The following is a 22,387-nucleotide window of genomic DNA, read 5'->3' as shown; positions in this document are numbered from 1 at the left end:
GTCAGGTAAATATTTTCCTTATTTTTATTGTGAAAATGTCAATAAATACCTGTAAATTGCAAACGGGATTCATTCAAAAATACCAAAAACAAGGGTAAAATAAGGACAGTTAAAGCAAAGACGTATAATTTATGAAGGAGGATTTTTGTAATGAAGAAAAAAATGGTAAGTGTTTTACTGGCAGCAGCAATGGGGACTACTGCACTGGTTGGATTTGGAACGACTGCTTATGCAGATGATGATGTTCTGGAATTTTACCATGGATATTACCAGGATGAGAGCGAGTGGGCTGCAGCTCAGGTTATGAGGGATATCTATGATGAGTTCGCAAAGGAACATGCTGATGGATCAGTTACATTCAAACCAATCGCTGTAGAAAACAGAGATGACATTGTAAGTGCACAGGTTGCTGGCGGTTCCTTCCCGGATCTGGTAGATGTAGGCGGTGGCGGAGTTCCGCAGGCAGCACTTTCCCAGGATCTGGTATACGATCTGAAACCGTATATCGATGAAAATGGTCTGCAGGATGCAGTTGGTCTTAACTATACACAGCATGATATGGATGGTCATATTTATGCAGTGCATGATCAGATTGAGAGCCGTGGCTTATGGTATAATTCCGATATTTTTGAAAAAGCCGGAATTACAGAGGAGGCGTTTGCAGACTGGGATTCTTTTGGAGAAGCAATGGAAAAAATCCGTGCTCTGGACGAGGATGTGTACGGATACATTGCAGGACAGGGCTCCAGCTATATTGTAAACACAGTTATGGCTTCTACAGATGAAGGAAAGAAAATGCTGGAATCTGAGCTGACAGAGGACACCATCAATTCAGAGGAATTTGCAGCTGCATTTAAGACTGCTGCAAATCTGGATCAGGCAAATGGTTCTGAGCATACTACAGATGATAACGGTAATCTTATGGCAGAATTTAATACAAATGGTAAGGCTGGTGTTCTTTTCAATGGTGTATGGAATGCAAGTGGAATTGATGCCTCTTTAACAGATGCCATTGAGCCTGCTTTATTCCCTGGAAATATTGCAATCGCTTCTGCAGGCGGCGGACTTGCTGTGGCAAATAACATGAGTGATGAGAAAACAGAGCTAGCCCTTGAATTTATCAAATATATGACAAGTGCTGAGGTTCAAGAAAAAATCTTCACTGGCGTACAGGCAAATCCATGTAACACAACAGTTGATTTGAACGCACTTGCAGAAGAGAGTGATGATGCAGCTACAAGAAAGCTTGCACAGGCTTGTTCTCAGGTAAATGAAGCTGATACTGTAGTGATTGACATGAACTATACCTGGGGATCTGACGTGGACAAAGCTATCATCAATGCATTGATGGAGTGTGCGGTATCAGGAACAGATATTGATGCAAGATTTGCAGCACTTCAGACAGAGCTGATCGCGTTGGTTGCTTAAAGCACACAGCTGTGATGAACAGAAACTATGAATGAAATAGAAGAGGGAGGGGAGAAATCTCTTCCCTTTTTGGAGGTATGAATTTGGAAAATCAGAATGCTGCGAAAAAAAGAAAGAATAAGCTGGGTACGCGGAGAAAAGGATTTATTATAGCGTTTCTTGCGCCTACCCTGATCGCATTTTGCGTATTTTATCTGTATCCCATTATTACGGTGTTTATCACTTCTTTCTGCAAATGGGATTATACCAATATTACTAGTCCGGAGTTTTTCGGCTGGAGCAATTTGTGGGATAATTATGATTATATTTTTAACAAGTATCCATTTTTCTGGGAAGCACTGAAAAATTCAACCACCTGGGCCATTCTTGGAACAGTGGTACAGATTCCCATTGCTGCTTTGATCGCTCTGGCCCTGTCCAGAAAGGTAAAAGGTATTAAATTTGTACGAAATGTCTATATTATTCCGAATATGATCTCAACTGCCGCTATGGGCATTGTATTTTTACAATTGTACAACCCTTCTTATGGAATTATCAACCCGATCATTCGTCTTTTCAACAAAGAATTCAGGGATAATATCCTACTTCTGAAAGGACCGGCTTTTGTGGCCATGACCTGTGCCTATATTTTCTTTACAGGAACTACAACTTTAATGATTTTGGGGAATATTATGGCAGTGCCGGAAGAGGTAAGAGAAGCAGCTATGCTGGATGGGGCAAGCGGTCTGAGACAGGACTGGTATATTACAATCCCTATGATCAAAGGAACTTTAAAAACAGTATCCGTTCTTGCTGCAACCTCCGGCTTCCTTCTTTATAACGAGGTTTATTTCCTGACAAAAGGAGCTGCAGGAACCTACAGTATCAGTTACATTATCCGCGAGCTTGCCATTACCAGTCCGAGAACCCAGTTTGGACGAGCCAATGCAGTGGCAATGATCCAGATCCTGGCTGGGATGGTGATCATTCTGGTGATTAATTTTGTATACAGCATTTCTTTCAGGAAAGAGAAAGAATAAGAAGGAAAAGAGGATGAATATGAAAAAAACAAATACCCTGAAAGGTGTAAATAGTATGCCGGCGGGAACCAGGATCGTGACTTACATTTGTCTTGCGTGGGCGCTGATCGTGTCGTTGCTTCCCATTGGCTGGCTGGTTTTATCCAGCCTGAAAAAAGATCCTATGGCGAGACCTGGCTTTCAGCTTCCGGAATCCATTTGTCTGGATGGTTATATTTCCACATTTAAAGATTTACATGTGATGAGATATTTTGGAAACAGTCTTTTTGTCGCAGGTGTTTCCGTGGTGATCAGTGTGGTGATGATTTCCATGTCTGCATATGTGGTAGCGCGAATGGAATTCAAAGGAAAAGCACTGGTAAATGTACTTTTGTATTCCACCATGTTTATCCCAGCCACAGCCCTTACTTATCCGGTATATAATCTGGTAAACCGCCTGCATTTATATGATACAAGATCTGCGCTGATCCTGATTTATTCCTGCAGTGGAATTGCAGTGAGTTTTTTTGTGATCAAAAACTATTACGACAATATCCCAAGAGAGCTGGAAGAGGCGGCGAGAATTGACGGATGTGGGTATGTACAGACCTGGATGAAAGTAATTTTTCCAATTGCACGTCCGGGAATTATGACAGCAGCTGTGCTTGCGTTTTTGAATAATTGGAATGAGTATTACTGGGCCTCTCTTGTGCTGATCACAAGGGAAAAGCTGACAGTACCGGCGCTTTTGTCTACTTTCACAACAGCCTTTAACACCAATTATAACGGACTTTTTTCCGCTATGGTGATTATCATTCTTCCGCCTGTGCTTCTGTACTGTATTTTCAGCAGATTCTTTATTGAGGCACTGTCTGGCGGAGCCGTGAAAGGTTGACAGGTGAAATGAAAGTTTTTTGATAAAAATGCTGAATATACAAAATTTTCTGATATAATGAAGAAGACAGGAGAATAGAAACATGAATGAGGAAATAAGACAGCGCACCAAATGGTTTATGGAAGACAGATTCGGTATGTTTATTCATTGGGGATTATACTCCATTCCAGCATGCGGTGAATGGATGATGTCACAGAAAGAAATGACAATTGAGGAATACAGTAAGTATTTTGATCAGTTTGATCCTGTGGATTATGATCCGAAGAAATGGGTTTGTCTGGCAAAAAAAGCAGGCATGAAGTACGTGGTACTTACAGCAAAGCACCATGACGGATTTTGTCTGTTTGACTCTAAACTGACAGACTACAAGTCAACAAACACAAAAGCAGGCAGAGACCTGGTAAGAGAATTTGTAGATGCATGCCGAGAGGAAGGATTAAAGGTTGGTCTTTATTTTTCCATTATCGACTGGCATCATCCGGATTTTCCTAAATATGGAGACAGGCAGCATCCTATGCGAAACAATCCGGCATATAAAGATGAAAAAATTGATTTTGACAGATATCTTGCGTATATGCATGGCCAGATAAAGGAACTTGTAACAGGGTATGGCAAGCTGGATCTTCTATGGTTCGATTTTTCCTATGACGATATGACCGGAGAAAAATGGAAAGCCACAGAGCTGATCAAAATGGTTCGAAAGTATCAGCCGGATGTGATCATTGACAACCGTCTGGAAGGTGCGGGGGATAACCATGGCAGCATTACAACAGAGAAACCACTGATTTACAGCGGTGATTTTGCAAGTCCGGAGCAGATCATTCCTCCAAAAGGAGTATGTGATGACAAGGGAGAACCCATTCCATGGGAACTTTGTGCCACTATGAATAATCATTGGGGATATTGCAATTTCGACCATCAGTATAAGACCCCTCAGATGCTTGTAAGAAAGCTGGTGGAATGTGCCAGCAAGGGTGGAAATATGATCCTGAACGTGGGACCAGATGCCCGTGGAAATATTCCGGAGGAGAGTGTTCAGATTCTCACAGAAGTTGGAAAATGGATGAAAAAAAATGGGGAGAGCATTTACGGATGCGGAATTTCCAAATTGGAAAAGCCGGATTGGGGAAGATATACCCAGAAAGGTGACATCATTTATGCTCATGTTTATGAGACACCGCTTGGAGCACTTCCGCTGTATGGAATCGGCCCGGATAAGCTGGAATCTGTTACATATCTTGCAGACGGCAGTGAGGTGAACAGAGGGGAAGCATGGAATACGGTGCTGTATCCGGATGTGGCCTTTGTTTCCTTCGGAGATGATCCGGTATTTACCTATCCATTGCCAGATGAAAAAGATACGGTTTTAAAAATACGTTTGCGACAGGAGTAAAAGAGTATGAAAAAGGTAACGAGTATTGTAATTGGAGCAGGCCTTAGAGGAGGTCATGTTTATTCTCAGTATGCACTGGACCATCCAGATGAATTTCAGGTGGTGGCAGTTGCAGAGCCGGATAAAGAGCGCAGAGAGAGCTTTGCAAAAAGACACAATATTCCGGAAGAGCTTTGCTTCGAAAGCTATGAAGAGCTTCTTGGAAAAGAAAAGCTGGCAGATTGTGCCATGATCTGCACCATGGACAGGATGCATTATGAGCCTACGATCATGGCTCTGAAAAAGGGATATCATGTACTTTGTGAAAAGCCCATGTCTCCCGACAAGAAAGAAATCATTGAAATGGGAGAGATGGCGAAGAAATACGACCGTATTCTGTCCGTGTGCCACGTACTTCGGTATTCTCCGTTCTTTTCCAAATTAAAAGAACTTCTGGAAGAAGGCAAAATAGGAAGACTTATGACTATCCAGCATATGGAAGAGGTAGGTTACTGGCATCAGGCACATAGCTTTGTAAGAGGAAACTGGAGAAATGCAGAGGAATCCAGTCCTATGATCCTGCAGAAATGCTGTCATGATATGGATATCATGCTGTGGCTGGCAGACAGTAAATGCGAAAGCCTTAGTTCCTTTGGTGAACTGTCTTATTTTACAGAGGAAAATGCACCGGAAGGAGCTCCTGCTTATTGTCTGGATGGATGCCCACATAGAGATGAATGTGCTTTCTATGCACCACGCTTTTATCTGGAGAATTTAGATGGCTATCTGGTACGTGCAGTGACCGATCAGACAGATCCGGAGCATGTATTGGAGGCTTTGAAAAAAGGACCTTACGGAAGATGTGTATTCCACTGTGATAATACAGTAGTAGATCACCAGTCCGTTGACATAAAGTTTGAAAATCAGGTAACAGCGTCCTTCCTTATGACAGCCTTTACAGACCAGTGTGCTAGACGGATCCGTCTTATGGGAACAAAAGGTGAGATCAAAGGCGATATGGATGCAGGTACTATTGAGATCAGAGATTTTGTCAGTGGGAATCTGGAGACAATAGAGCTTCACACACCTGCAAACGGACATAACGGAAGTGATATGAGTATGATGCATGATTTTGTCCGTATGGTAGGAGAAGGAAGAAAGGGTAAAACAGACGCTGCTGTTTCCGTGGAGAGTCATCTGATGGCACTGGCAGCAGAGGAAGCAAGAATAACGGGACAGGTTGTAAATCTCAGAGGATTTGCCAATGAAAATAAATGAATTTTTAGCTGAAATCAACATGCTGCCGGAGGCTGTGCATCTGCTTAATGAGCTTCAGGAATCCGGACGCATTGGGGAGGAAGAATATCAGGAAAATAAGCTTTTGTATGAGAAAGACAGAGCTTTGTTTTATGAAAAAATTCTTTTGGAAAAGGATTATCGGCTTGTGTTTCTGTATTATTTATGCCGCATGGGCGCCGAAACCTATGATGCTTATGAAAAGCGGGGAATCAGCCGGGAAATTTTCAGGGACACTTTTTACGATCTGACCTTTTGGTGTGAAAACTGTTTTCTGGAATATGGAGAGTATGGAATTGATGAATACGACTGGTTTTTCCGCCATATGAAGCTTACCATTTTCAGGCTTGGAAGAATGCAATTTGAAATCATGGATTCCCGCTGGAATTTTACAGCAGGAGAAAGAATGGTAAAAAAAGGAGATCCGATCATCAGTATTCATATTCCACAGGGCGAAAAGCTCACACTGGAGAGTGTGAGGGAATCCATTATTCAGGGAATGGCTTTCTGGGGAAAAGAGATGCCGTATCTGTGTCATTCCTGGCTGCTCTATCCGGGGCTTAAAGACATTTTGCCGGAGAAAAGCAATATCATTATGTTTCAGAATCAATTTCAGATTGTAGAAACAGATTGGGATGAGCGTGAGGCTGAATGGCGTATTTGGGGAAAGGTACAGCGGAACCTGAATGTATATTCCGAGAACACATCTCTTCAGAGAGCTGCAAAGAAATATCTGAAGTCAGGAAAAGTGCTGGGGAGCGGTCTGGGAATATTAAAACCGGAGTATTTCCTGTGAAATAATTGATAGAAATTGACAAGAAGAGATTTGTCTGTTACCATCGAACCAGGGGCAATTGTTTGTCCCTGGTATCGTTATGAATAAGCAACAAAGCGGATCAGGAATATCCGTTTTGACAAATAAAAAATGGGAGGCAGCAATAACATGAAAAAGCCGGTATTGGTAGTAATGGCAGCAGGTATGGGAAGCAGATATGGTGGCCTGAAGCAGATCGATCCTATTGATAAGGACGGGGACATTATCATTGATTTTTCTATCTATGATGCTATTCAGGCAGGGTTTGAAAAAATTGTATTTATTATAAAGAAGGAGAATGAGGCTGATTTCCGTGCTGCTATCGGAGATCGTATGAGTAAGCATATCCAGGTAGAATTTGTATTCCAGGATCTGCATAATCTTCCGGAAGGCTTTACAGTTCCGGAAGGACGTGTGAAGCCATGGGGAACCGGACATGCGATCATGAGCTGTATTGATGTGATTGATGGACCTTTTGCCGTTATTAATGCGGATGATTATTATGGACGTCATGCATTTAAGATGGCATATGATTTCCTTACAGAGAATCAGGATAAAGACGGCATTTATCAGTACATGATGGTAGGCTACAAGCTTGAGAACACATTGACAGATAATGGACATGTGGCTCGTGGTGTTTGTGTGACAGACGAAGAGGGATTTCTGAAGGATATTAATGAGCGCACCCATATTGAGAAGAGAGATGGCGGTGCTGCTTATACCGAGGATGATGGTGCTACATGGACAGAGCTTCCTATGGATGCTACGGTGTCTATGAATATGTGGGGATTTTCTGCAAGCATTCTGAGAGAACTGAAGGACAGATTCCCATTATTCCTGAAAGAAAATGTGGAAAAGAATCCTCTGAAATGCGAATATTTCCTTCCATTTGTTGTAGATGAGCTTCTTGGCGAGAAGAAAGCAACTGTCAAAGTTCTGAAATCTATGGACAAATGGTACGGAGTTACCTATAAAGAAGATAAGCCGGTAGTAGTTGCTGCAATTCAGAAGCTGAAAGATGACGGTCTTTATCCTCAGAAGCTTTGGGAGGAAAAATAAGTGGGAAAAACAAAAGATGTAAGCCATCAGGAACTGATGGAAGTAATCAACAGCTTTGATTTTGGCGGTAAACTTGAAGAGGTTGGCATATTCGGAAATGGCCACATTAATGAGACTTACTGTGCTGTATTTTCCACAGAAGCCGGACAGAAGCGCTATATTCTCCAGAAAATGAACAAGCAGATTTTCAAAGATCCTGTTGGTCTTATGGAGAATATCAGTGGTGTCACCTCCTGGCTGAAGAAGAAAATCCTGGAAAATGGCGGGGATGCAGAGCGCGAAACCCTGAATATCGTAAATGACCGTGCTGGAGCTCCTTATTTTGTAGATAAAGAGGGAGAATACTGGAGAGCGTATCTGTTTATAGAAGATGCAACCTGCTTTGATCAGGTGGAAAATGACGAGGATTTTTACCAGAGTGCTCTTGCATTTGGTAATTTCCAGCGCCTTCTTGCTGATTATCCGGCAGATACTCTTCATGAGACAATCCCGGATTTTCATAATACAGTGAAGCGATTTGCCAATTTTAAAAAGGCTGTGGAAGAGGATGCATGCGGACGGGCGGCTGATGTTCAGAAGGAGATACAGTTTGTCCTGGAAAGAGAGCAGCTGGCCCATACACTTGTGGATTTACAGGATGCAGGTAAGCTGCCTCTTCGTGTAACGCACAATGACACAAAGCTGAATAATATCATGATCGATAATGCTACACATAAGGGAATCTGTGTGATCGATCTGGACACGGTAATGCCGGGACTTTCTCTGAATGATTTTGGTGATTCCATCCGTTTTGGCGCAAGCACGGCAGCAGAGGATGAGCAGGATATTTCCAAAGTGTCCTGTGACCTTCATCTGTTTGAGGTGTATGTAAAAGGATTTCTGGAAGGCTGCGGCGGTGCCCTCACAGATCTGGAGGTGGAAATGCTTCCGATGGGTGCAATCCTGATGACCTTTGAGTGTGGAATGCGTTTCCTGGCAGACCATCTGGAGGGAGATCATTACTTCCGCATTCATCGAGAAAATCAGAATCTGGATCGTGCAAGAACCCAGTTCAAGCTGGTGTGGGATATGGAACAGAAATTATCTGAGATGAAATCTATTGTAGAAAAATATAAATAGTGGTATTCTAAAACTGGCAGGCATAAAACAGTTACTGTTCACTCCGTTCACGGTAACATAAAACATGTCTTCCAGGTTACGAATAAAGATTGCAAAGAATGGACATAAACCATCACAGTTGCTGTTTGCAGATAACATTCCGTGTAGTGCTGTGAAAAGAGAAAACAGCAGAAGGTTATTTGTTTATTGATTGTGATGAGTGGTGGGAACTTTGCAGCAAACGAGGAGGAAAATATCATGGCAATTTTAGTAACAGGCGGTGCAGGATACATTGGAAGCCATACAGTTGTAGAACTTCAGAATTCCGGTTATGACGTAGTAGTTCTGGATAATCTGTCTAATTCCAGCGAGAAGGCCCTTGACAGAGTTTCCAAGATCACAGGCAAGCCGGTTAAATTTTATAAGGCAGATATCCTGGACAGGGAAGCCCTTGACCAGATTTTTGACAAAGAAGACATTGACTCCTGTATTCATTTTGCCGGACTGAAGGCTGTTGGAGAGTCCGTTGTAAAGCCTTGGGAATATTATGAGAATAATATTGCAGGAACCCTGACTCTTGTAGATGTAATGAGAAAACATGGTGTTAAGAATATTATTTTCTCTTCCTCTGCAACTGTATATGGAGATCCGGCACAGATCCCGATCACAGAAGAATGCCCGAAAGGACAGTGTACCAACCCATATGGCTGGACCAAATCCATGCTGGAGCAGGTTCTTACAGACATCCAGAAAGCAGATCCGGAGTGGAACGTAATGCTGCTTCGTTATTTTAATCCGATCGGTGCACACAAGAGCGGAACCATCGGCGAGAACCCAAATGGTATCCCGAACAACCTTATGCCATACATCACACAGGTTGCTGTTGGCAAACTGAAAGAGCTTGGCGTATTCGGTAATGACTATGACACTCCGGATGGAACCGGCGTGAGAGATTATATCCATGTAGTAGATCTTGCCAAAGGTCATGTAAAAGCGCTTAAAAAGATCGAGGAGAATCCTGGACTTGCAATCTACAACCTTGGCACAGGAAAAGGCTACAGTGTTCTTGATATTGTGAAGAACTTCGAAGCTGCAACAGGCGTTAAGATCCCATATGCGATCAAACCACGTCGTGCAGGCGATATTGCTACCTGCTACTGCGATGCTTCCAAGGCAGCGAAAGAGCTTGGCTGGACAGCTGAGAATGGCATCCGTGAGATGTGCGAGGATTCCTGGAGATGGCAGAGCAATAACCCGAATGGTTATGAAGACTAATGATTCGGAATTTAATTTTTGATGTTGGAGATGTACTGGTGGAGTATCGCTGGTTTGAGATGCTGACCAGGGACTACGGCCTTTCTGAAGCTGAGGCGAAGAGAATTGGCGAGGAAATGTTTGACAATGAGATCTGGGTACAGGGACTTGACGGAGGAAGGCTGAGCCTTGAGGAAGCCATTCATCAGTATGAACTGAAGTACCCGGACGATGTGGATGTGATGGGCTGGTTCCTTCGAAACGGAGAGCAGATGGCTGTAAAGCGTCCGGAGGTCTGGGACAAGGTTGCAGCGCTGAAGGAAAAGGGTTATAAGATTTACCTGCTTTCCAATTACTCAGAAGAGCTGCTCCATGTGCACACCAAGGGAGCGAAATTCCTGAATGTACTTGATGGGGGAGTTGTTTCCTATCAGGTTCACGCCCTGAAGCCAGACAGGGAGATTTATGAAATTCTTCTGGAGAAATATAGCCTGAAAGCAGAAGAGTGTCTGTTTTTCGATGACCGCATGGATAATGTGGAAGGAGCGAAGAAGGCAGGAATTCAGGCGATACAGGTGACATCCAGAGAGATGCTGAACGAAACATTAGATAAAATGCTTACAAAATAAATGAGGCCGCCCCTTCGGGGGCGGCTTTTTCCAGAGCGTATCTGAAAAATAAAAAAATGCCCAGAGCCGGAATCGAACCAGCGACACGAGGATTTTCAGTCCTCTGCTCTACCAACTGAGCTATCTGGGCATTTATAAGTTCTCTGAACTTACAGTGCATATAATAGCATAGAAACTGCTTTGACGCAACAAAAATTTCAAAAAATCTGTAAATTCCAAAAATTTACCTTGTAAAAACCACGCCTTGCTTTTCATATATAGTAATGTTAGAATGGCAGTGTGATAAAAGTCGGGAGGATTTATTGGTGGAAAAAAAATTAAAAAAATATACTTTGCCGTTTATTGCCGCCATTTTAACAGTGTTTGCTCTTTCCATGACGGGCTTGTATGCTGGTTCGGCAGATAATCCGGGAGAAACATTTCTTTCTTTATGCAAGAAAGAGATGACAGGAATCGGAATCGACAAACTGGTGGTTCTCATTGCAATCATTGCATTGTACATGAAATGCTGGAAGAATTTTTGCAGAAGCTGTAAATGGATCACGCATCTGATCGCCGCCATGTTTTCTGTTTTTATGCTGATCGGAATGTCCTTTTCCGTGCAGGGAAACTGGACCTTCTTTACAGCTGGGAGAAATCAGATTCTGATCGCATTGCTTACATGGGCAGGATTCTTTTTTCTGTTTGATATAGTGATCAGTCTTTTATATGCATATGGAGAGAAGCATCCTTTTCTGCACAGCAGGAATATAAAGAAATTTCCGGAATTTATGGAAAAACACTACCTTCTGGTAGCATTTTTGCTGATTTTGGCAGGATGGCTTCCCTATATCCTGATCTTCTGGCCAGGAAGTGTTCCCTATGATGGCTTCCGGCAGCTGAATATGTTTGCCGGAAATCAGAGATTTACAAACAAGCATCCATGGGAATTAAGCCTTATAATGGGAGCCTTGATGACAATTGGAAATGTGATCAGTGATAACTGGGGCATTTTCATGGTGGTTGGCGTGCTGGCACTGATTTATGCGGTATGTTATGCCACTGTTTGTTATAAACTGAAATCATGGGGAGCACCAAGATGGTTCAATATCTGCTGTATTGCATTTTTCAGTCTTGTGCCTGTATTTGGAGCTTATTCCCAGACGATCATTAAGGATGGAAGTTTCAGCGCTCTGTTTTCCCTTTTCATGGTAATCTATGTGGAATGCTGCATTCCCACCCTTCGGGAAAAAAGTGGCCAGTCTTTAAGACAGCAGCTGACAGTGCTGTTTCTGGTTGGCTTTGGCATGTGCATTACCAGAAATAATGGACTTTACATGGTGCTTCCTGCATTTATCCTGTTATTCTTTTTCCTTGGAAAAAAACGCAGACTGTATGCAGTTGGAATGGTGATCCTTGTGACAGTGGGCTACATGGGGCTTCAGAAAGAAGTGGCACCGAGACTATACATTGGTAATTTCCCATCCAGAGTATTTTTCTCAATTCCAATGCAGCAGACAGCCAGATATCTGAAGGAATATCCGGATGATGTGACAAAGGAAGAAGCTAAAGCAATTGACGGGGTGATGAAGTATGATGAGATTGCGGATTTGTATAATCCGGAACTGTCTGATCCGGTAAAGGCAACTTATCGCGGCGGACATATTACCATGGCGAAACTGAAACGCTACTTTAATGCCTGGTTCAGCATGTTTCTGAGGCATCCGGGGGTGTATATAGAAGCCACACTTCATAACAGCTATGGATATTATTACCCATTTCATAATTGCACCGCGCAGAGCTCCTACCGCTTCTATACAGTAAATGAGCCGCTGATTGAAGAGTCAGATTATCATCAGATCTTTTCCGCAGAGACAAGGAATCAGTTGAAACGTTATGCCGATCTGTGGAGTCAGATTCCAGGTCTTGCGCAGATCTGCAATGCGGGAACCTACACATGGATCGTGATTCTGCTCCTTGGATATCTGATCTACAGGAAGCGATGGAAAGGAATCCTGGTATTGGCTGCCCCGGCGCTGAATGTGGCAATCTGTATAGCTTCTCCGGTAAACGGTCTTCTGCGTTATGCGTTTCCGTTGATGGCGTGTATGCCAGCTGTGATATTCTGGGGACTGGCTTATGCAGAGAAGGCTATAGACGAAAAAAGAACCGACGAAAAATGAAAAGTCTGAATTTCTTTTATGGAAAGTATATTGTCAGGTAACTATTTAACAGGTACTATTCCGGGAAGGGTATAACTGTGAAGATACTGAACCGTGAAATTGTAAGAAAAATAACAATATATGGGAAAGATTGGAATCATGAGAAAGGCAGGTGATTCTGAAGTATATGGAAAAAATAATCATTATCGGTGCCGGACCGGCAGGAATTTCCGCAGCTTTGTATGCTGCCCGGGCAAATATGGATCCACTGGTGATCAATAACGGCATTGGTGCTTTGGAAAAAGCAGAAAAAATAGAGAATTATTATGGTATGGAACATCCTGTTTCCGGGAAAGAATTATTTGAGACAGGACTTGCACAGGCGAAAGCATTAGGCGTGCGGATCCTGGAGGTACAGGTACTGGGGATTGGCGGGTTTGATACTTTTACAGTAAAGACAACAGCAGGTGATTTTGACACCATCAGTGTGATCCTTGCCACAGGAAGCAAACGAAAGGCTCCTGCAATTCCGGGGATTAAGGAATTTGAGGGAAGAGGTGTCAGCTACTGTGCTGTGTGTGATGCATTTTTCTACAGGGGAAAGGATGTTGCAGTGCTTGGAAACAGCGACTTCGCTCTTCATGAGGCAGAAGAACTGGCACCTATGGCCGGTTCTGTTACCATCTACACAGATGGGAAAGAACCGGAGTTTTCCAGGAAATCTTCTTTTGCGGTGAATACAATGAAAATTCAGTCTGTAGAGGGAGACGAGAAGGTGTCCGGACTGCGTCTGGTCTCTGAGTCAGAGACGGATGCAAAATCAGATACTGATGAAGAGAAGAACCTTCAGCTTTTGCCAGAAGGAAAGAAAGCTGAAATGGAAGCTTCAGAGTTCCATAGTCAGGAGAGTCCGGTGAGGGATTCGACAGAGACATTTGTCCCGGCAGACGGCGTTTTTGTAGCGCTTGGAACTGCAGGAAGCGCAGAAATGGCAAGACAGATGGGCGCGGCACTTACTGAGAAAGGCAACATCAAGGTAAATGAAAAGATGGAGAGCACCATTCCGGGGCTTTTTGCAGCAGGTGACTGTACCGGCGGTCTTTTGCAGGTGGCAAAGGCAGTTTACGATGGTGCCCAGGCGGGACTCAGTGCAAACCAGTATGTGAGAAACAGACAAAAAAAGTAGAATTTCGACATGAAATCAGAGAGAAGAATAGACCGATAGAAAGGATGGATCAATTATGGCAAAAGTAATCACAACACAGAATTTTGAAGAGGAAGTATTAAAATCCGAGAAACCGTTTCTTCTTGATTTCTGGGCAACCTGGTGCGGACCATGCATGCGTCAGGGGCCAATCGTGGAGGAACTGGGAGAGGAAGGTTATGCAGTAGGAAAGCTTGATGTGGACCAGAACATGGAGCTTGCACAGCAGTTCCGGGTTATGAGCATTCCTACCCTGATCATTTTCAAGAACGGAGCAGAAGCACACCGTCTGGTTGGTCTTACGGATAAAGAAGAGTTAAAGAAACTTCTGGACGAGTAAGAACGATGAAGATATTACTTGCAGCATGTAATGCAAAATATATACATTCCAATCTGGCTGTCTTTAACCTGAAAGCCTGCGCAAAAGAATATGACAGCAATGTTGTACTTCGGGAATACACCATCAATCAGCAGAAGGATGACATTCTGAAGGATATTTACAGATGTCATCCGGATGTGATCTGCATATCCTGCTATATCTGGAATATTACTTTTGTGCGGGAACTGATGCAGGATCTGAGAAAGATCCTGCCGGATGTTCCTTTCTGGGCGGGAGGCCCGGAGGTATCGTATGATGCAGAGGAATTTCTGAAAAAGAACCCGGCATTTGATGGTGTAATGGTTGGAGAAGGAGAGGAGACCTTCCTGGAACTGGTGAAGCACTATATGAATGGAAGTCCTTCTCTGGAGAAAACCACCGGACTTGTGTACTGTAAACCGGACGGTACAATTCAGAATAACGGATGGCGGCAGATCATGGATTTAAGCAGGGTACCTTTTGCTTACGAAGATCTGAAGGATTTTGAAAATCGTATTATTTATTATGAGAGCAGCCGGGGCTGTCCTTTTTCATGTAGCTATTGTCTGTCATCTGTGGACAAGAAACTGCGTTTTCGCGACCTGGAACTGGTAAAGAAAGAACTTCAGTTTTTCCTGGATCATAAAGTGCCACAGGTGAAATTTGTGGACAGAACCTTTAATTGTAAGCACGATCATGCAATGACCATCTGGCAGTACATAAAAGATCATGATAATGGAATTACCAATTTCCACTTTGAGATTTCCGCAGATCTGTTGAGGGAAAATGAACTGGAACTGATGAGCACCATGCGTCCGGGGCTGATCCAGCTGGAAATCGGTGTACAGTCCACAAATCCGGACACTATTCGTGCTATCCACAGGACTATGGATTTTCCGAAGCTGGCAGGGATTGTAAACCGCATCCATAGTTTTAAGAATATTCACCAGCATCTGGATCTGATCGCTGGTCTTCCTTATGAGGATTATGACAGCTTTCACCGGTCCTTCAATGATGTTTATGCACTTCGTCCCCAGCAGCTTCAGCTTGGATTTCTGAAGGTTCTGAAGGGCTCTCATATGAAAGAGATGACAGAAGAATATGGCATTGTGCATAAAGAACTGGAGCCATATGAGGTACTGGGAACCAGATGGCTGCCATATGAAGACATTTTGAAGCTGAAAATGGTGGAAAGTATGGTGGAACTGTACTATAATAGTGGACAGTTTCAGAATACCATCGCCTGTGTGGAGCCTTTGTTTGAGGATGCTTTCACATTGTATGAGAAGCTGGGACAGTTTTATGAGAAAAAAGGTTATTCAGAGATTTCCCATTCCAGAATGCGCAGATATGAGATCCTGCTGGAGTTTGTGAAGGAAGAACTGGAAGAAAAATCCGCAGGAAAATCTGGAAATCAGGATCCTGAGGTGGAGAATCCTGCGGGAAAAGCTGCGGAAGATTGCAGAGGAATGGAAACTGCGACCTGGGAAAAGGTGGCAGACAGCATGATCTACGACCTGTATCTTCGCGAAAACCTGAAAAGCCATCCATCCTTTGAGTATGACCAGAAGCCCTATGAGAAAGCAGTCTGGGAGTACAGGCGCCAGGAAAAGGTGCCCAAGACAGCGCATATTGAGGTGTTCCGGGATGGAAAAATATTGCTGTTTGACTATGAAAACCGGGATCCACTGCTTCATAATGCGGCAGTGAAGGAAATTCAGATATAATAAAGAAAGGGTGTAACTGTTCGGCTGGCCGTATTGACATGGCGTATATTTGTAGTCTGTAAAGTGCCGGATGGTTATGAGAGGTTAAAAATTATGGGAATGTTTGATCCAAAGAAAAGAAAACTTGTAACTGCGATCATTGCTGTTATTCTTGTTCTGGCAATGGTAGTTCCTGCTGTCCTCTCTCTTCTTCTGTAGGGAAAAGAGAAAATGAGGCTTGGAAAAGCGGCTATGGAAGCACTGCAGGCTGAAATCAGCGGGCTTCTTACGCCTGGAAACGAACTGGTGGTGGCTGGAGCCATTGCTCTTTACGGCACAGCGCAGATTGCAAGGGAAAAACATGAGATTTTAAGAGAGCATTTTTCAGAAGGTTTTTTACGGGAGGCAGAGAATCTGAGAACCCTTTACGGGACTGCGGATGAGATAAATGTAAAAGAGGCTGGCGCTACCGCTTTTTATGCAATGGGTGAGGGTGGTTTTCTGAGTGCTCTGTGGAAGATGGCGGAGGCTTCCCAGGTGGGACTGGAAATGGATTTTTCCAAGGTACCCATACGCCAGGAGACAATTGAAATTTGTGAAATCTTTGACATTAATCCTTATAAGCTGAATTCGGAAGGGGCTGTTCTGATCGGTATTCCGGCAGGAGAAGCATTGGTGCAGGAGCTTCGCAGAATGGGCATGATGGCTGCTGTGATTGGACAGACGAATGCTGGAAATGACAGAATGCTTTACTACAATGGGAATGGCAGGTATCTGGAGCGGCCGGCTAAAGACGAGATATATAAGATATTGCCTTAAAATCGAAATAAAACTGCTGTAATTACAGGAGAGTATAAAAACTATGGGAACATTAAACATTGTACTTCATGAGCCGGAGATTCCGGCGAACACAGGAAATATAGGACGTACCTGCGTGGCTACAGGAACCAGGCTCCATCTGATCGAGCCGTTGGGATTTTCATTAAGTGAGAAAGCACTGAAACGTGCCGGAATGGACTACTGGAAAGATCTGGATGTAACTACTTATCTGGATTATGAAGATTTTCTGGAGAGAAATCCTGGAGCGAAGATTTATTATGCGACTACGAAAGCACCTCAGACTTATGCGGATGTGAAGTATGAGGACGACTGCTTTATCATGTTTGGCAAGGAGAGTGCCGGAATCCCGGAGGAGATTCTCCGTGACAATCAGGAGACCTGCGTAAGGATTCCCATGCTGGGAGAAACAAGATCTCTGAATTTGAGTAATTCGGTTGCCATTATTCTTTATGAAGCCTTTCGTCAGCATGACTTTGCCCATCTGAAACTGGAGGGGCATCTGCGCAAGTATGACTGGAAATAGTAAAAGACCTGGAGCTTTTTTCAAACACGCTCCAGGTCTTCGTTTTTTATAAAAAGAATTGCTGAATAATTTATTTTGCTTTCTTTAAAGTAAAAATGAATTCTGTTCCAACACCTTCCGTGCTGATCACATTAATATTCTGATTATGAGCTTTGATGATCTCTTTCACAATAGAAAGCCCAAGTCCTGTACCTTTCCGGTCTTTTCCGCGGGAGGTATCTGTCTTGTAAAATCTGTCCCACACCTTGGACAGGCTGTCCTTGGGGATTCCTACTCCGTGATCCTTCACAGAAACGAAAACCTTATCATTTTTTACGGATGTTTCAATGTTGATCGAGGAATTGTCATTACTGAATTTGATTGCATTGTCCAATAAATTGTACAGTACCTGCTGGATCTGTTCCATATCTGCCTCTACGAACAGCTCTCTTCCGGAAAGCAGCAGTTCCAGGTCAATATTCTTTTTGGAACAGATTACCTCAAACGTATTGGCAGTATTTTTGATCACATCATTAATATCAAATTTGCGGATATTCATCATCCGTTTCCGTTCATCCAGATCATTCAGCACCAGAAGGCTCCGCGTCAGTTTTTCCAGACGGTCAGCTTCATGGGAAATGATATTTAAATATTTGTCCTGCAATTCCGGGGGGATGGTGCCATCCAGAATTGCCTCCACATATCCTTTGATGGAAGTCAGAGGAGAGCGGAAATCGTGGGAAACATTGGCAATAAAGGTGCGCTGGTATTCTCCGTTCTGGTTGATCCTGTCTGCCATGTAGTTCAGGGTTTTGGCAAGATAGCCCATTTCGTCCTCGGATTTCACTGGAATGCGATAACTCAGATCTCCGTTGGCATATTCGGAAGCCCCCTTGATGATCTGTTGCATTGGAGTATGGATCCATTTCTGATAGCAGAGAAGGAGCAGTCCGCACAAGGCATACACGGCAAAAAAAACCATCTGAAGAATTCCAAGAAGACCGCTTCGTTTCTGATAAAGCTGCTGCATGTCATAATGGTAGGTAACATAGCCTTCTGTTACACCGGAATTTTCCACCGATATCATCACATTAAGATGGGGACTGGAAAAATAGCCATAAAAATTACTGATCTGATATTGGGTATTAAGCCAGAAGTCCAGATCAGAATAGGGGATGGAAATTGTGTTTGCAGCAGAGAATTTTTCAGAGGATGTTCCATTCTCTGGGATTTTATCTGTTTCTGAAGTCTGAACTTCAGAATCGGCAGTGGATTTCGCAGAACTGACGTTATATTCCAGATTTGAGGACTGCACGATCACATGGAAATTTTTATCCAGGATCAGTATCCCGGCTTCCTCTCCGGAAGCCAGAATATCCATAATCTTTTCCAGTCCTTTGCTATCATTGTCTGCAACCTGCTGTACAGTGACAGCATCAGAAGCAAATCGTACAGCACTGTCATACAGCCTTGCGCCAACTTCTTCTTCCAGATAGGTTTCCACGAAATGAGAGCCACCTGCTGTAGCGAAAAGGAAGCCTACAATTCCAATGAAAATGTAACTGCAGATCAGTTTGCTGTGAACCGTTTTTCTCATTCGCTTTTTACCTCAAACTTGTATCCGATTCCCCAGACTGTAGAAATAGACCAGTTCGGATGATCTTTGATTTTTTCGCGCAGACGTTTAATGTGAACGTCTACAGTTCTGGTATCGCCAATATATTCGTAGCCCCAGATGTGGTCCAGAAGCTGCTCTCTGGTGAATACCTGATTGGGTGAGGAAGCAAGGAAATAGAGAAGCTCCAGCTCCTTAGGCGGCATGTCTACCTGTTTTCCCATATAAGTAACGGAATAGTTGGTAAGGTTGACAATAAGATCCGGATAAGTGGCACATTTCTCATCACTTACAACTGCAGCCTGTTTGGGCTGGAAACGGCGTAGAACTGCACGGACACGGGCAACCAGTTCTTTTGAATCAAAAGGCTTGATAATGTAGTCGTCGGCGCCAAGCTCCAGGCCAAGTACCTTGTCAAAGGTTTCTCCTTTTGCGGAAAGCATAATGATCGGCACGTCTGAGGTGTGGCGGATCTCACGGCAGACCTGATAGCCGTCAATACCTGGAAGCATCAGATCCAGAAGAATCAGGTTCGGGCGAAAAGTCTGAAATTCTTTTAAAGCCAGCTCGCCATCGTTTACAATTTTTGTTTCGAAACATTCTTTGGTAAGATACAGAGAAATCAGCTCTGCAATATTGTTGTCATCATCGACAATGAGGATTTTCTGTTTAGCAACCATAGTTTCTCCTTATAAAATATAGTTATTTCTTAAATTCTACAATGGTAACACCAGCATCTCCTTCGCCAAATTCAGCCAGGTGGAAATCTGCCACATGCTTCTGGCGGCGGAGATAATTGTGTACTCCTTTTCGAAGGGCACCGGTACCTTTACCATGTACGATACGCACGCTCTTTAAGTGTGCCAGATAAGCGTCATCCAGATATTTATCCAGTTCTGCCACAGCCTCATCTACAGTTTTTCCAAGAAGATTGATCTCTGTGGAAACACTGGTAGACTTGGACATGCGGATTTTGCCTGCTCCTGTTCTGGAAAGTCCAGGAGTGTTGATAACTGGTTCGTCAACAAGCTCCAGGTCAGAAATATGAACTTTGGAACGGATGATACCCATCTGTACAAAAAGAAAGCCTTTGGAATCGGGATGACTGCTGACAGTTCCTTTCAGATTCATGCTCAGTACCTGAACGGTGTCTCCAAGGGAAAGATCCTTAGGCTTCAGCTCTTTTTTCGGTTTCTTTACGGTGGTGTTTATGGACATGCCCTTTTCGGCTTTGTTCATGCGGTTTCTAAGATTCTGGCGTTCTTTTTCAATGGCAGCAGTGTCCACGTGATCTTTCTGGAATTTGTGGAACATTTTCATGGTCTGATCTGCGTATTCCTTAGCATCTGCAAGAATCTTACGGGCTTCTTCGTTGGCTTCGCGCAAGATCCGCTCTTTACGTTCGTCCAGCTTCTCCTGCTTGGACTCTAACTCCTGTTTCAAGGAAGCAATCTGGGTTTTGTAACGCTCTGCTTCCTGACGCTCGTTTTCGATGATCACGCGGCTGTTTTCCAGGGAGGTAAGTACATCCTCGAAGGACTCGTCCTTCTGGCTGATCTGATCTTTGGCGCGCTCAATGATAAAGTCCGGAAGTCCAAGTTTGGAAGAAATCGCAAAGGCATTACTCTTTCCAGGAACACCGATGAGCAGGCGGTAAGTAGGACGCAGGGTTTCCACATTAAACTCACAGCAGGCATTTTCAACGCCGTCAGTGGACAGGGCGTAAACTTTCAGTTCACTGTAATGGGTGGTTGCCATAGTGCGGATGCCTTGTTCATGCAGGAAAGACAAAATGGAGATGGCAAGTGCCGCTCCTTCTGTCGGGTCGGTACCAGCGCCAAGCTCATCAAAAAGCACCAGAGAGTCCTGATCTGCTTTTTTCAGGAAAGACACTACGTTGGTCATATGTGAGGAAAAGGTACTGAGAGACTGCTCGATGCTCTGCTCGTCCCCGATATCTGCGTAAACCTCACGGAAAACAGAAAGCTCGGAGCGGTCCAGGGCTGGAATGTGAAGTCCCGCCTGTCCCATCAGGGTCAGAAGCCCAACTGTTTTAAGGGAAACGGTTTTACCACCAGTATTTGGTCCGGTTACAACAAGGAGGTCGAAGTCTTCTCCAAGACGGATGTCAATGGGAACGGCTTTTTTTCTGGGAATGAGCGGGTGGCGTGCCTGTTTCAGGTGAATGCGTTTCTCTGTATTGAAAATGGGTTCTGTGGCATTCATATCCAGTGCAAGTCCTGCTCTGGCAAAAATGAAATCCAGCTGGATCATAATGTCAAGGTCTGCGCGAATGGCGTCCACATTCTGGGCTGTCTGTTCACTTAAGGTAGCGAGAACTGCCTCAATCTCTTTCTGTTCTTGAAGCTCCAGCTCGCGGATGTCGTTGTTTAGTTTGACAATCGCCAGAGGCTCAATGAATAAAGTGGAGCCGGTGGAAGACTGGTCGTGGATCATACCTGGAACCTGACCTTTGTATTCGGCTTTTACCGGGATACAGTAGCGGCCGTTTCGCATGGTGATAACGGAGTCCTGAAGGTAATTACGGGCGCTGCCGTTTACCAGAGAGGCCAGCTGGGTGTGGATGCGGTCATTGGCAACTTTCATGCTGCGGCGTACATGCATCAGACCGGCACTGGCGTCGTCACTGATTTCGTCCTGGGAAATGATGCAGCGGCGGATTTCGGCTGAGAGGGGAGTCAATGGCTCCAAACTCTCAAACATGCCGTCCAGAGAGTCTTCTCTTGCATCTCCGCGCTCATTTCGGGAGTAGGCTTTGACACGGTTGGTATTTTCCAGAAGTCCGGCAATGGCAAGGAGTTCGGAAATTCCAAGGGAACTTCCGATTTCCAGACGTTTCAGTGAGCCGCGCACGTCTTTTACGCTTCCAAAGGAGATGTTTCCTTTCTGGAAAAGGCGTGTGAGGGCGTCTCTGGTCTGGGTCTGCATATGACGGATTTCGTAAACATCTTCAGAGGGCAGGAGGTGCCTGCACAGGTCTTTCCCCATCTGGGAAGAAGCCTTCTCTGTCAGTTGGTCGATGATCTTGTAGTATTCAAGTGATTTTAAAGCTTTTGGATTCATAATATCTCCTATAAATCAATTGCTATTTAGTGTGTTGAAAGTTGTTCAAGGCGGACGCACTCGGACAATGGTGATTGCTCACTCGCCGGCGCAA

19 protein-coding genes and 1 tRNA gene are annotated in these 22,387 nt (G+C 44.0%); 16 read left to right on the top strand and 4 right to left on the bottom strand.

Annotation, left to right across the window (positions count from 1 at the left end):
• Window positions 1–150 precede the first annotated feature (150 nt).
• The 10 genes from AB5706_RS16175 to AB5706_RS16130 all read left to right on the top strand — a co-directional run bounded on the left by AB5706_RS16175 (window position 151) and on the right by AB5706_RS16130 (window position 10,843).
• Window positions 151–1,428, top strand: coding sequence for an ABC transporter substrate-binding protein (locus AB5706_RS16175; protein ID WP_173771747.1), 1,278 nt, complete (start codon window positions 151–153; stop codon window positions 1,426–1,428).
• A gap of 83 nt (window positions 1,429–1,511) precedes the next feature.
• Window positions 1,512–2,447 carry a carbohydrate ABC transporter permease gene (locus AB5706_RS16170; protein WP_227199100.1) on the top strand — a complete coding sequence of 312 codons (936 nt, stop codon included), beginning with the start codon at window positions 1,512–1,514 and terminating at the stop codon, window positions 2,445–2,447.
• Window positions 2,448–2,466: 19 nt separating this feature from the next.
• Window positions 2,467–3,321, top strand: coding sequence for a carbohydrate ABC transporter permease (locus AB5706_RS16165; RefSeq protein WP_148461675.1), 855 nt, complete (start codon window positions 2,467–2,469; stop codon window positions 3,319–3,321).
• An 82-nt stretch (window positions 3,322–3,403) separates the two neighbouring features.
• Window positions 3,404–4,714, top strand: coding sequence for an alpha-L-fucosidase (locus tag AB5706_RS16160; protein ID WP_173716896.1), 1,311 nt, complete (start codon window positions 3,404–3,406; stop codon window positions 4,712–4,714).
• 6 nt (window positions 4,715–4,720) lie between these two features.
• Window positions 4,721–5,971 carry a Gfo/Idh/MocA family protein gene (locus AB5706_RS16155; protein ID WP_118582303.1) on the top strand — a complete coding sequence of 417 codons (1,251 nt, stop codon included), beginning with the start codon at window positions 4,721–4,723 and terminating at the stop codon, window positions 5,969–5,971.
• Window positions 5,958–6,785 (top strand): acyltransferase domain-containing protein, encoded by an 828-nt coding sequence (locus AB5706_RS16150; protein ID WP_118582306.1) that lies wholly within the window; start codon window positions 5,958–5,960, stop codon window positions 6,783–6,785. The genes AB5706_RS16155 and AB5706_RS16150 overlap by 14 nt, the downstream gene beginning before the upstream one ends.
• Before the next feature lie 147 nt (window positions 6,786–6,932).
• A complete protein-coding gene (locus tag AB5706_RS16145) occupies window positions 6,933–7,862 on the top strand; it encodes a sugar phosphate nucleotidyltransferase (protein ID WP_195409690.1) in 930 nt (309 codons plus the stop codon).
• Window positions 7,863–8,981, top strand: coding sequence for a phosphotransferase enzyme family protein (locus AB5706_RS16140; RefSeq protein WP_330382752.1), 1,119 nt, complete (start codon window positions 7,863–7,865; stop codon window positions 8,979–8,981).
• A 237-nt stretch (window positions 8,982–9,218) separates the two neighbouring features.
• Complete coding sequence (galE, locus tag AB5706_RS16135; protein ID WP_118582312.1) at window positions 9,219–10,235, top strand: UDP-glucose 4-epimerase GalE; 1,017 nt, start codon at window positions 9,219–9,221, stop codon at window positions 10,233–10,235.
• Complete coding sequence (locus AB5706_RS16130; RefSeq protein ID WP_173716895.1) at window positions 10,235–10,843, top strand: HAD family hydrolase; 609 nt, start codon at window positions 10,235–10,237, stop codon at window positions 10,841–10,843. Before galE ends, AB5706_RS16130 begins: the two co-directional genes overlap by 1 nt.
• Window positions 10,844–10,900: 57 nt before the next feature.
• Here the strand turns inward: AB5706_RS16130 and AB5706_RS16125 are convergent.
• A tRNA-Phe gene (locus AB5706_RS16125) sits at window positions 10,901–10,973 on the bottom strand.
• Between the two features lie 175 nt (window positions 10,974–11,148).
• On the opposite strand from AB5706_RS16125, the gene AB5706_RS16120 reads away from it, so the two are divergent.
• The 6 genes from AB5706_RS16120 to AB5706_RS16095 all read left to right on the top strand — a co-directional run bounded on the left by AB5706_RS16120 (window position 11,149) and on the right by AB5706_RS16095 (window position 17,615).
• Window positions 11,149–13,005 carry a DUF6020 family protein gene (locus AB5706_RS16120; RefSeq protein WP_118582318.1) on the top strand — a complete coding sequence of 619 codons (1,857 nt, stop codon included), beginning with the start codon at window positions 11,149–11,151 and terminating at the stop codon, window positions 13,003–13,005.
• 166 nt (window positions 13,006–13,171) lie between these two features.
• Complete coding sequence (locus AB5706_RS16115) at window positions 13,172–14,170, top strand: NAD(P)/FAD-dependent oxidoreductase (RefSeq protein WP_178004683.1); 999 nt, start codon at window positions 13,172–13,174, stop codon at window positions 14,168–14,170.
• Window positions 14,171–14,225: 55 nt separating this feature from the next.
• The gene (gene trxA / locus AB5706_RS16110) at window positions 14,226–14,528 is read left to right on the top strand and encodes a thioredoxin (protein ID WP_118582321.1); all 303 of its coding nucleotides are present in this window, start codon (window positions 14,226–14,228) and stop codon (window positions 14,526–14,528) included.
• 5 nt (window positions 14,529–14,533) lie between these two features.
• A complete protein-coding gene (locus AB5706_RS16105; protein ID WP_173716893.1) occupies window positions 14,534–16,273 on the top strand; it encodes a B12-binding domain-containing radical SAM protein in 1,740 nt (579 codons plus the stop codon).
• Between the two features lie 210 nt (window positions 16,274–16,483).
• On the top strand, window positions 16,484–17,071 hold the full coding sequence (locus AB5706_RS16100) for an AIR synthase-related protein (protein WP_173735093.1): 588 nt from the start codon (window positions 16,484–16,486) through the stop codon (window positions 17,069–17,071).
• Between the two features lie 43 nt (window positions 17,072–17,114).
• Window positions 17,115–17,615: a tRNA (cytidine(34)-2'-O)-methyltransferase gene (locus AB5706_RS16095; RefSeq protein WP_173716891.1), complete on the top strand. Its 501-nt coding sequence runs from the start codon at window positions 17,115–17,117 to the stop codon at window positions 17,613–17,615.
• Between the two features lie 70 nt (window positions 17,616–17,685).
• On the opposite strand, the gene AB5706_RS16090 is transcribed toward AB5706_RS16095, so the two are convergent.
• Genes AB5706_RS16090 through AB5706_RS16080 form a run of 3 tightly spaced genes read right to left on the bottom strand, consistent with a single transcriptional unit; the run spans window position 17,686 to window position 22,293 of the window.
• Window positions 17,686–19,191 carry a sensor histidine kinase gene (locus tag AB5706_RS16090; protein WP_173771763.1) on the bottom strand — a complete coding sequence of 502 codons (1,506 nt, stop codon included), beginning with the start codon at window positions 19,189–19,191 and terminating at the stop codon, window positions 17,686–17,688.
• Window positions 19,188–19,889, bottom strand: a complete 702-nt coding sequence (locus AB5706_RS16085) for a response regulator transcription factor (RefSeq protein WP_118582333.1) — start codon at window positions 19,887–19,889, stop codon at window positions 19,188–19,190. The genes AB5706_RS16090 and AB5706_RS16085 overlap by 4 nt, the downstream gene beginning before the upstream one ends.
• Window positions 19,890–19,911: 22 nt before the next feature.
• A complete protein-coding gene (locus AB5706_RS16080; RefSeq protein ID WP_173771764.1) occupies window positions 19,912–22,293 on the bottom strand; it encodes an endonuclease MutS2 in 2,382 nt (793 codons plus the stop codon).
• Window positions 22,294–22,387 lie beyond the last annotated feature (94 nt).

The organism is Ruminococcus sp. RTP21484sp1_RTP21277st1_D2_RTP21277_210401, assembly GCF_040924225.1.
Taxonomy (GTDB): domain Bacteria; phylum Bacillota; class Clostridia; order Lachnospirales; family Lachnospiraceae; genus Blautia_A; species Blautia_A faecis.
The sequence above is the reverse complement of the archived record's forward strand: the minus strand, read 5'-3'. Positions and strand labels throughout refer to the sequence as shown.